This window comes from Alicyclobacillus sp. SP_1 (assembly GCF_024706985.1).
Classification (GTDB): Bacteria; Bacillota; Bacilli; order Alicyclobacillales; family Alicyclobacillaceae; genus Alicyclobacillus_I.
Genome location: NZ_JAMCCX010000022.1, coordinates 36,240 through 46,582, shown reverse-complemented (window position 1 = coordinate 46,582; position 10,343 = coordinate 36,240). Strand labels below are relative to the sequence as shown.

The window sequence follows — 10,343 nt, the reverse complement described above, 5'->3', positions numbered from 1 at the left end:
GGACGCGAAATGGTCAAATGCGAAATGGTGCGATTGAATGAGGAAATGAGAGAAAAACGTACTTTTCCTGAGAGAGGAGAAATTGCAATATTTTTTCACGCGCGCATGGGCGTGACAAATTGTAATCAGTGTGCTAGTATAGAGCGCAGTGTCTACAAAGTGGTTTTTGAGAGAGGTGAACGGCATGAAATCAGAGGGACATCCGAATTATCAAAAGGTGACGGTTACCTGTGCGTGCGGAGAGACGTTTGAGACCGGTTCGGTGAAGGGCAATCTTCGCGTTGAAATTTGTTCGAAATGCCACCCGTTCTATACAGGAAAGCAAAAGCTGATAGATGTGGGCGGACGCGTCGACCGTTTCAACAAAAAGTACGGAATTCAAACTCAGACAGCTCAGTAGTTCGCTTTCCTCGAGAAGAGCCATTTCTGGTTGCAGGGGTGCCATTTTTATGGTCACCCCAGGCACGATTGTGCTGCGCGCCTGTAATGGCTCTTTTCGAGGTTATTCATGTAGGTTCATGTTGACGGGACTCATGTCGGTGGATGCGTGCTGGTGTCGATGCATGGCGCGTTTTGCGGACGATTTTGAACGGAAGGAGGAATTGCCGTGTTTGACAAACTAGAGTCTATGGAAAAGCGGTATGAGCAGCTCAGTGAGTGGCTCTGTAACCCGGACATTTCTGGGAATCCAACGAAACTGCGAACGTACGCCAAAGAACAGTCGGATTTAGAAGAGACCGTCACAACTTACCGTCTTTACCGAGAGGCAGAGCGCCAACTCGAGGAGACAAAGGCGATGTTGAGCGAGAAGCTCGATGATGAGATGCGTGAGATGGTGAAACAGGAAGTGGACGAAGTCTCTCGCCGGTTGGAGGAGTACGGCAATCGGCTCCAGGTGTTGTTGTTGCCAAAGGATCCGAACGATGACAAGAACGTGTTCCTTGAAGTCCGTGCAGCGGCGGGCGGGGAAGAGGCGGCCCTGTTTGCCGGAGACCTTCTACGCATGTACACGCGCTACGCTGAGGCGAATGGATGGAAGACAGAACTCATCGATGCCAGTTACACAGACATCGGTGGTTTTCGAGATGCCACGCTGTCGATTCTCGGCAAAGGTGCTTACAGCAAATTGAAATACGAGAGTGGCGCACATCGCGTTCAGCGCGTGCCGACGACCGAGTCGGGAGGGCGCATTCATACGTCTACGGCAACCGTGGCCGTGCTGCCCGAAGTGGAGGATGTACAGGTCGAGGTGCATGAGAAGGATCTGCGCATTGACACGTTTTGCTCGACTGGGCCAGGCGGGCAAAGCGTCAACACCACCCAGTCTGCTGTCCGCATCACCCATCTGCCCACAGGTCTCGTGGTGTCCTGCCAGGACGAGAAGTCGCAGTTGAAAAACCGCGACAAGGCGATGCGAGTGCTTCGGGCCCGCCTCTTTGAAAAGTATCAGGCGGAGCAACAGGAAGAACAGGCAGCAGCTCGCAAAAGTCAGGTCGGCACGGGAGATCGCAGCGAGCGCATCCGCACCTACAATTTCCCGCAGAGCCGAGTCACGGACCACCGCATTGGGCTTACCCTCCATCGGCTCGATGCCGTTTTGGCCGGAGATTTAGACGAGATTGTCCAACATCTCATCGTGGCCGACCAGACGGAGCGTTTGTCGGAAGCGATGGAGGCGTGATGGCGTCAGGTAGCGGAGATTCGCAGGAGGCAAGGGGCGGGCACGATGACCGTGTGCTCTGCAACGGATCGACCATTGCCCAGGTGGTGCAGCGCGTAACGGCCCACTTTCTGGGGAGTTCCCTCTATGCCGACTGGCCTCGCCCAGAGCGCGAGCAACAGGCGCGGCGAGAAGCCATGGAACTCGTCGCTTTTGCCGTGGGAGGCGACCGAAGCCAACTGCCACTTCGTTTCCAGCAGACTGTTTCTGCGGATGAGGTCCAGCACATCGATGATTTGGCTGCACGTCGCATGCGTTTCGAGCCGGTCGCTTACATCACAGGCCAGGCCGAATTTTTCGGGCATCTGTTTTCCGTAGACCCGCGCTGCCTGATTCCGCGGCCAGACACGGAGTGGCTCGTTCAGGCCGCCGTGGACTTCGTCTCCGTGCATCATCCCACGGCCTCTCTGGTCGATCTCGGTTGTGGCAGCGGCTGCATGGCCATCAGCGTGGCGCTCTTCTGTCCGCGGGCAAAGGTCGAGGGATGGGATGTGTCGCCCGGCGCGCTCGAAGTCGCCGCCAGCAACGCGAAGCGACTTTGCGCCAATGTGACGTTTCGCCTCGTCGATGGCCTGGCACACCTCGAAAGCCCAGTCACCCCTTCCCGTGATGCGTCCGCCCCGGCACCCGTCCATACGGCTCTGGAACAAGAACGCCGCTTCGACGTGCTGTTGTCCAATCCGCCTTACATTCCCACCGCGGAGTTGGACCAATTGGAACCTTCAGTGCGCGACTTTGAACCGCGACTAGCGCTTGATGGTCATGCTGATGGCCTGCACTTTTATCGCGAAATCGCGCGACTGAGTCCTGCTTGGCTGCCGCAGCAAGGGCCTGCCGCAGTGTTTCTGGAGGTTGGCGCCGGACAAGCTGCCGCAGTGGCCGCCTTATTCGCCGAGAACCAACAGTTTCGCGACTACCATGTCTCCGTGTCCCAGGACCTGCGCCAAGTGGACCGCGTTGTTTCTATTGTGCGCCCGCGCCTTTGAATAAATCTATCGTTTTCTGGCGATGCTTTTGCTAGAGACGATAGGAGGCGCGGTGTGATGTGGAGACGGATGTTGATACTCGTGGCGGTGGTGGCGTGTGTTTGCACAGGAGCGAGATTGTGGATGAGTTCGACCGGGCAGTTGCACGCAGCACCGTTTAATCCGGCGGTTCCCCACAACGCGCCCATCCCCAAGGAAGCGTTGCGTCTGCGCATCATCGCCAATAGTGACAGTCCCGCCGACCAACAGCTTAAGCGCGAAGTCCGCAACGCCATCGTGTTACAGGTTGGACAGTGGATGCACGGAGTCACCTCATCCACCGAAGCGCGCGACATTGTCGAATCGCATGTGGCAGAGTTGCAAAGCATCGCTTTGCACGTCGTGCGCGAGCACGGCTTCCACTACGGCGTTCAAACCGCTGTCGCTAAAGTACACTTTCCTACTAAAATTTACGGCAATCAAATATATCCGGCCGGTCGCTACGAGGCCCTTCGCATCATTCTCGGCAAAGGACAAGGAGCGAATTGGTGGTGCGTGTTGTTTCCGCCTCTCTGCTTCGTCGACATCGCAGAAGGTGACGCCGTTCCCAACACCGGAAGTTTTCCAGACATACCTCCGCTTGAAGTCTTGCGGATGATGGGTCCAAACGGCAAGATGGAAAAAGTGCAGGTGCGCATCGCAGCCCTCGATTATGGGGAAGAGTTGTGGCACACCATTAAAAATAAGGTCGATCCGCCAAAGTTCCCTACCCACGCCTGACGGCGGGATCGACCCTGACCAAGGGGGCACGGGAGGGTGGAAGAGTACACGGTCAACTGGGCAGTAGAGGGCTGGCAACATCATCTCGAGCGTCCGGCGGCATGGCTGCGGTCCGGGCGCCTTGTTGCGTTTCCGACGGAAACCGTCTATGGCCTCGGCGGGAGTGCTTTCGATGCGGCGGCTGTGGAGCGTATCTTTGCGGCGAAAGGCAGGCCGTCCGACAATCCGCTGATTGTTCACGTGTCGAGTCTGGAGATGTTGGAGCAAGTGGTGCAGAGAGAGGCGCTGACGGCCGAGGTCCGGGAGGCCATGGCGCAGTTCTGGCCAGGCCCGCTCACGCTGCTTTTGGCGCCGAGCGCGCGCATCGCAGTGAACGTCTATCAGCGGCAGCCGCTTGTCGGCGTGCGCATGCCGAATCATCCGGTTGCGCTCGAACTCATTCGCCAAGCGGGCGTACCTGTGGCCGCGCCGAGTGCCAATCTTTCGGGTCGACCGAGTCCCACTCATGCTGCCGATGTCGCCCTGGACTTGGCGCCAGCCCTCGACGCCCTCGTCGATGGCGGCCCATGCGCCGTCGGCATTGAGTCGACAGTTCTGCGACTGGACGCAACGGGCGCCACCGTCTACCGTCCGGGCGCCATTTCCGTCGCGGCCCTCGAGCGAACGTTAGGCCTTGACATCCGGGTCGATCCGCTCCTTTCCACTGGCCCTACGCACGGCGATGCCAGAGATGCGTCAGCGCCGCTCGCGCCCGGCATGAAGTACCGGCACTATGCGCCGGATGCTCCGGTCTTCGTATGGTCTGGCCCTGCTGACAAGATGGTTCAAGCCATGGCGGCCACGATGCAGTCCGTCCATCATCACCGCGTGGCGCTGATTGGTCCGCGTGCCCTCGTTCTGCGGGCTGAGTCGACCATCGCCCCGGTCTGGACGAACGCATTGGATGGAAATGACTGGGATACGTACGCACCGGCTTTGGCTCAGGCCCTCTATGCGTCGCTCCGCGAGGCCGACCGCCATCGCGTGGACGCGATTTATGTCGTCGGAGTACCGGCTGGACAGGAGTGGAGTCTCGCGCTCACGAATCGGCTGATGAAAGCGTCCGAAGGCCGCATTTTTGACATCCCAGAGCGCTGACATCATCTTTGTCCGCATTCCCGCATAAGTTCCTTAACAGGTCGTCCTTCTGCGTGCCAGCTCGCGGCGCGGCGCTTTTACGGCCTGAGGGGGATGTGGAGTGGGCAACCATCTACACGACCTGTTCGAGATTGTCATGATGGCTCTGGCGCTGGGGATGGATGCGTTTTCGTTATCCATTGGCATCGGGCTTGCCGGCATACGGCGCAAGGAAGCGTTGCAGCTGTGCTTCTGGATAGGCGTCTTCCACGTGTTGCTGACACTCATCGGACTGGTTATTGGGGTGTGGATTGAAGACCGGATCGGCCGCTTTGCCAACGGTTTTGGAGCAGTGGTGCTGATTGGCCTCGGACTGCACATGTTGCTCGTCTCTTGGCGAGCGGAACCGTCGTCCGGCAATCGCACGGTCCGGAGTACGCTGGCCATGTTGACGTTTGCCGCGGGCGTGTCCGTCGATGCCATGTCCATCGGCTTTACACTAGGCCTGCGAAGCGCCGCCTACGGCGTGGTGTCCGCGGTCAGTTTTGGATTGGCGGGTGCGCTCTTGACGGGTCTGGGGCTCATCATCGGCAAGCGGTTTACCAGTGTGTCGGGAAAAGTGGGCGAGTGGATAGGAGCCGCCATCCTGATTGCGCTCGGTTTGCGTTTTTTGTTTGAGTAGAGTGGTTCGATGAGGATACAATGTGCATAGAGGCAACATTTCAGCGGTTTCCGCAACCTCAGGAAAGGAGGTGACCTGTCGTGCGGATTCTTTTCGTGTGCACTGGAAATACTTGCCGCAGTCCGATGGCGGAACACATTGCGAGGCACCAGTTGGCGGAACGCGGGCTTTCCTGGCAGGTTGCGTCCGCCGGATTGCATGCGGCACCTGGCATGCCGATGTCTGCTCCGGCGGTCAACGCGCTCGTCCGTCGCCACGTGGTCTTAAACGCTCATAGTTCGCGCCCCGTGGATGAAGAGATGCTGGCGTCTGCTGACATTGTTCTGACGATGACCGCGGCTCACCGCTCCGAAGTGGTGCGCCGCTTTCCCCATATGGCGCATAAGGTGCACGTGCTCGGCGCTTTCGCGGCAGGGGCTGCGCCAGACGAGCCGCTGCGTGAGATTCGGCAGTATGATTTGGCGGATCCGTTCGGGTTCTCGGACGACCGCTACGAACTCTGTGCAAAAGCGCTGGAGGGGAGCATTGAGCAGATGCTCAGCCGACTGTCGGCAGAGGTGGCAGATGTCCCTGAGCAGTCCGTTTCGGACGCTGGCAACGAGCCGCCGCGGCCGGGCGAACATGGGGAGGACGATGGACTCGAGACGGAGGGGCAAAATGATGGCGGATGAACAACACTTTCAAGACGTGGCGAGCACAGTGCGGGACTTGTTGCGTCATCTCCGAACCGAAGCTCCGCTGCGGCCGGGCGATGTATTCGTACTCGGAGCGTCGACGAGCGAAATCATCGGTCAGCATATTGGCACGGCCACGTCTCTGGCGCTCGGGCGCCTCGTGGTGCAGACCGTGCTCGAAACAGCGGGGCAAGAGTTTGGTTGTCATGTGGTCTTCCAGTGCTGTGAGCATTTAAACCGAGCCTTGGTCGTGGAACGACATCTTGCTCGCGAGCGCGGTTGGCAAGAGGTGAGGGCCATCCCCGTACCCGGAGCGGGAGGTGCTGTAGCGGCTGCAGCGTATGAACGGTTGGAAGACCCATGTCTCGTCGAAACGGTACTTGCAGATGCGGGCATGGACATCGGGGACACGCTGATTGGCATGCACCTTCGCCGTGTGGCCGTACCGGTCCGCGGACACACGGACGCGGTCGGGGAAGCGCATGTGGTCATGGCCAAAACGAGACCCCCATTGATTGGTGGGACCCGTGCAGTGTACGATGAGGCGGAAGCAAAGCGCAGATGGAATGTCTGAGTTGCATGGGAGAGGGGTATGCCGGTGAATTTGTCAGCGTGGGATGCAGACGTAGCGGTCGCGATGGAAGCAGAATTACGGCGTCAGCAGGACAATATTGAGCTCATCGCGTCGGAAAATTTCGTCAGCGAAGCGGTTATGGCGGCGATGGGTAGCGTGTTGACCAACAAATATGCAGAAGGATATCCGGGACGGCGCTATTACGGCGGCTGTGAGCATGTCGATGTGGTTGAAAATTTGGCGCGCGACCGAGCCAAGCAACTGTTTGGTGCGGAGCATGTCAACGTTCAGCCACACTCAGGCGCTCAGGCCAACATGGCTGTGTACTTTTCCGTACTCAAGCCGGGAGACAAGGTACTCGGCATGAGCCTAGCCCACGGCGGACATTTGACGCACGGGAGTCCGGTCAACTTCTCCGGGCAGTTGTATGAGTTTGTGTCGTATGGAGTTCATCCCACGACACACGTCATCGACTACGACGAAGTCCGGCAAAAAGCCCTGGAACACCGACCGCGCATGTTGGTTGCGGGGGCGAGTGCCTATCCGCGCATCATCGACTTTGCAGCCATGCGCTCGATTGCCGACGAAGTCGGCGCCTATCTGATGGTGGACATGGCGCACATTGCTGGGTTGGTGGCCAGCGGCGTGCACCCATCGCCTGTGCCTCACGCCCACTTTGTCACCACGACGACTCACAAGACCCTCCGTGGCCCGCGCGGCGGCATGATTTTGACCACCGAGGAATTCGCCAAAGGTGTCGACAAGTCTATATTCCCAGGAGTTCAGGGTGGTCCCTTGATGCACGTCATCGCCGCCAAGGCAGTTGCCTTTGGGGAGGCGCTGAAGCCAGAATTCCAACAGTACTCTGAACAAATTGTGAAAAATGCGAAGTCTTTTGCGGAGACTCTTTCGGCGCATGGTTTGCAATTGGTTTCTGGTGGCACCGACAACCACCTCATTCTCATCGATGTCCGTTCGCGCGAGTTGACGGGCAAAGAGGCGGAACGCCGACTCGATGAGATTGGCATCACCGTCAATAAAAATGCTATTCCGTTCGATCCCGCCAGCCCCATGGTCACCAGCGGCGTTCGCGTTGGCACTCCGGCAGTGACCACGCGGGGCTTTGACGAAGAGGCCATGCGCGAAGTTGCGGCAATTTTTGACCTGACGCTGCGTCCTGAGCATACGGAGTCGGCGAAGGCAGAGGCGCGTCAGCGCGTGCGCGAGTTGACCGCAAAATTTCCGTTTTACACCAGCTTGTCGTACGACCGCGCATGACCTGTGTGTGACGGCAAGAGAGCATAGAGCAAACAAATACCGAGAATGACACTACCTGCTACCCAGAACGGGGCTTGCGGTGAGATGGCATCCCAAACGGTTCCGCCGATGTATGGACCCACAGCGGAACCAATGCCTTCCACCGTCATAAAAATGCCCCAGAGGGTGGCTTTTTTATCGGGATCGATATTACTGTCCACGGTTTTATTCCAAGACGGCAGCACCATGCCATAGCCCAAGCCAATCATTGCCACCACCAGGAACGTCGAAGCGATGGTGTGGTAGAACGAAAACAAGATGAGCGCGGCAGCGGCAAGAGCAAAACCGCCGATAAGAAAGCGCCGTGGGCCGAAGTGGTCGACCAATTTTCCCGCCGGGAGTAAGGTGACGGTTGTCACGAGGCCACCTCCGACGAGGATACTGCTGTACAGCGTGGGAGATAAGTGCAGCACCAGTTTGGCGTAAAGCGAGAGAATGGGGACCAGCGACGTAATGGCGAATGTCTGAGCAAACATACCGGGGAAGAGGTAGCTGGCATCGCGAACATTGCGCCAAATGGCCTTCAACCGCGCTCGCGGCGACGCCTCGCGAGCATGACCGCCGTGCGCGCTTTGGAGGAGAGCTTGTCCGTCAGGCACGTCTTTAGCAAACTCTCGGCTGCGGTCGCGGGCCCGATGGACAAAGATGAGAACCACGGCGGCGCCTAGAGCATCAGCGGCTGCAAGAGCGAGAAATGCGGCGGTGTAGGAGCGGGCGATGAGAAAGTTTGCTGTGACTGGGCCGAGCCCGGTGCCACAGAGCCAGAAGATGTAAAGATAACCCACAAAGGATGCTCGCCGCTCAGGCGCGATGGAGCGGGCGATGCCAGCCATCGCTGCGGGCCACATGGGCGATACCCCGAAGCCAAAGAGCATCGCGGCCAAAATGAGGTGAGTAGCGGTTCCGGACCGAAGCGCCAGTAAGACTCCCGCCATGGCCGCCGCGAAACCCATCAGCAGCGGATAACGGGGCCCAATTCGGTCAATCATCCAACCAAACGGGGCGCGAAAAATGGTGTCGACGAGGTATTGCAAAGAGATGGCCAATGCTGTCCACTGTACCGGAATGCCGAGAACGCCCGTCCCATAGGTGGGCAACACCGAGAACGTCAAGGCGCCGCGCACGAACTCAGACAGCGCCAAGGCACTAAAAATGCCAAGCAGGTAGGGCTGAAACAGGTCTCCGCGGAAACCTCCCCGAACTTCCCGCTTTGTGGTCGGCTTGAAGAATCGGCTGGCAGGTTTGGAGGTGGCGTTCAATGGGCCACCCCAGACGATTTCGCGGTGACGGTCGCGTAGTGCGACGAGGGGTAGACCGTGTTTCCCCGCGCCAGTGCCTGCAGACGGTCGGCAATGACGGCGGCTGCGTCCAATCGTCGAATGCTGAGTGCCTTTTTGCGCATGATTTCGAGCGTCTCGGGAGAATTGAAGAGCAACTGCCGCACTTGTTCCACGACTTCGTCCCGAGACTTGGCCCAGCGAGCTACGCCCGATTTCACCAAATAGGCGCTGTTTTGAATCTCCTGCCCGGGAATTGGACGGTAGAGCAGCATCGGTAATTGCAGAGCGACGGCCTCGGACACCGTCAGTCCGCCAGCTTTTGTCAGCATAAGGTCAGACACTGCCATCAGTTCGTGAATTTCGCGAACAAAACCGAACACTTGCATATGAATATGCGGTTCGGTTTCAATCATGGAAACCTGCTGTAGCAATCGGTCATTGCGCCCGGTTACCACGAGCAGTTGCAGGCGTTCGCTACAGCGAGCGATTTCCTCGCAGAGAATACCAATATCGCCAAGTACGCCGTAGGCCCCGCCCATCACCAACAGGGTCGGAACGCGCTCATCGAGGCCATACTTGGCAAGCAGTTGCGGCCGATTCGGCATCACCTGGAAGGAGGGTCGCACTGGAATTCCTGTGACCTCAATCGCTCCCGGGGGCGTGCCTCGCGCAATCAAGCCTTCGCGTACATAGTGAGAGGGTACGAAGTACAAGTCGGTACCCGCATGAATCCACTGACTATGTACAGCATGGTCGGTCACCAAAGTGGTGAGTGGAACCGTTGTTCGCCCCTGCTGCTTCAATGCGGACAAGACGCCAGCAGGCGTTGGGAAAGTGGCCAGCACTGCATCTGGCCGATATGTTGCGAGTGTTTCCGCCAAATCTTCCATGCCAAGCGAGTTTAATTGCCGCTGAATGAGCGAGGTCGGCGGAATTTGGCTCGTTCCCCGATAGAACCAGTCGTACAGCAGAGGAGCGTACTTGACGCTCTGAATATAAAAGTGTTTTGCCATCCAATCGATGGTTGGGTGTACCACACGCAAATAGTCGAGAATCTGTACATCTGTCTCCGGACTTGAAGCGTTCACGGCTGCTTCCACAGCGCGCGCCGCCTGTTGATGGCCGTCGCCGTAAGAGGCCGACAAAATGAGGAGCCGCGATAGACGCGTCATACATCGCACCTCTCGATCTTAAGTCTCTGTGAAAAGTTCATGCCTTTTCCCATCTTCGGCCTA

Annotated in this window: 12 protein-coding genes; 10 read left to right on the top strand and 2 right to left on the bottom strand. The window is 58.2% G+C overall.

All coding sequences use genetic code 11. The features are described from left to right. The 10 genes from M4I36_RS07315 to M4I36_RS07270 all read left to right on the top strand — a co-directional run. Positions 1-252, top strand: a 252-nt coding sequence (locus M4I36_RS07315; protein ID WP_258111079.1) for a hypothetical protein, incomplete at its 5' end; no start/stop codon positions are given. Continuing rightward, complete coding sequence (gene rpmE / locus M4I36_RS07310; RefSeq protein ID WP_258111073.1) at positions 185-400, top strand: 50S ribosomal protein L31; 216 nt, start codon at positions 185-187, stop codon at positions 398-400. The genes M4I36_RS07315 and rpmE, both read left to right, overlap by 68 nt. Positions 401-607: 207 nt before the next feature. Then, a complete protein-coding gene (gene prfA, locus M4I36_RS07305) occupies positions 608-1,681 on the top strand; it encodes a peptide chain release factor 1 (protein WP_258111072.1) in 1,074 nt (357 codons plus the stop codon). Continuing rightward, positions 1,681-2,706, top strand: a complete 1,026-nt coding sequence (prmC, locus tag M4I36_RS07300; protein WP_258111078.1) for a peptide chain release factor N(5)-glutamine methyltransferase — start codon at positions 1,681-1,683, stop codon at positions 2,704-2,706. Before prfA ends, prmC begins: the two co-directional genes overlap by 1 nt. Before the next feature lie 57 nt (positions 2,707-2,763). Next, positions 2,764-3,465, top strand: a complete 702-nt coding sequence (gene spoIIR / locus M4I36_RS07295) for a stage II sporulation protein R (RefSeq protein ID WP_258111071.1) — start codon at positions 2,764-2,766, stop codon at positions 3,463-3,465. 36 nt (positions 3,466-3,501) lie between these two features. Next, positions 3,502-4,602 carry an L-threonylcarbamoyladenylate synthase gene (locus M4I36_RS07290; protein WP_258111070.1) on the top strand — a complete coding sequence of 367 codons (1,101 nt, stop codon included), beginning with the start codon at positions 3,502-3,504 and terminating at the stop codon, positions 4,600-4,602. Positions 4,603-4,702: 100 nt separating this feature from the next. After that, positions 4,703-5,263 (top strand): manganese efflux pump MntP, encoded by a 561-nt coding sequence (locus M4I36_RS07285; protein ID WP_258111069.1) that lies wholly within the window; start codon positions 4,703-4,705, stop codon positions 5,261-5,263. An 80-nt stretch (positions 5,264-5,343) separates the two neighbouring features. Then, positions 5,344-5,934, top strand: a complete 591-nt coding sequence (locus M4I36_RS07280) for a low molecular weight protein arginine phosphatase (RefSeq protein WP_258111068.1) — start codon at positions 5,344-5,346, stop codon at positions 5,932-5,934. After that, entirely contained in the window at positions 5,924-6,511 is a 588-nt protein-coding gene (locus tag M4I36_RS07275; RefSeq protein WP_258111077.1) for a TIGR01440 family protein, read from the top strand. Before M4I36_RS07280 ends, M4I36_RS07275 begins: the two co-directional genes overlap by 11 nt. 18 nt (positions 6,512-6,529) lie before the next feature. Then, positions 6,530-7,789, top strand: a complete 1,260-nt coding sequence (locus tag M4I36_RS07270; protein WP_258111067.1) for a serine hydroxymethyltransferase — start codon at positions 6,530-6,532, stop codon at positions 7,787-7,789. On the opposite strand, the gene M4I36_RS07265 is transcribed toward M4I36_RS07270, so the two are convergent. Together M4I36_RS07265 and M4I36_RS07260 are read right to left on the bottom strand one after the other, a co-directional pair. Beyond that, entirely contained in the window at positions 7,759-9,087 is a 1,329-nt protein-coding gene (locus M4I36_RS07265; RefSeq protein ID WP_258111066.1) for an MFS transporter, read from the bottom strand. The genes M4I36_RS07270 and M4I36_RS07265 overlap by 31 nt on opposite strands. Then, the gene (locus M4I36_RS07260; protein ID WP_258111065.1) at positions 9,084-10,280 is read right to left on the bottom strand and encodes an MGDG synthase family glycosyltransferase; all 1,197 of its coding nucleotides are present in this window, start codon (positions 10,278-10,280) and stop codon (positions 9,084-9,086) included. The genes M4I36_RS07265 and M4I36_RS07260 overlap by 4 nt, the downstream gene beginning before the upstream one ends. Between the last annotated feature and the right edge of the window lie 63 nt (positions 10,281-10,343).

What these genes read in the sequence shown, in the direction of transcription:
- rpmE (WP_258111073.1), top strand. Translation starts at nt 185, where the DNA reads ATGAAATCAGAGGGACATCCGAATTATCAAAAGGTGACGGTTACCTGT.
- prmC (WP_258111078.1), top strand. Translation starts at nt 1,681, where the DNA reads ATGGCGTCAGGTAGCGGAGATTCGCAGGAGGCAAGGGGCGGGCACGAT.
- spoIIR (WP_258111071.1), top strand. Translation starts at nt 2,764, where the DNA reads ATGTGGAGACGGATGTTGATACTCGTGGCGGTGGTGGCGTGTGTTTGC.
- M4I36_RS07270 (WP_258111067.1), top strand. Translation starts at nt 6,530, where the DNA reads ATGCCGGTGAATTTGTCAGCGTGGGATGCAGACGTAGCGGTCGCGATG.
- M4I36_RS07275 (WP_258111077.1), top strand. Translation starts at nt 5,924, where the DNA reads ATGGCGGATGAACAACACTTTCAAGACGTGGCGAGCACAGTGCGGGAC.
- M4I36_RS07260 (WP_258111065.1), bottom strand. Translation starts at nt 10,280, where the DNA reads ATGACGCGTCTATCGCGGCTCCTCATTTTGTCGGCCTCTTACGGCGAC.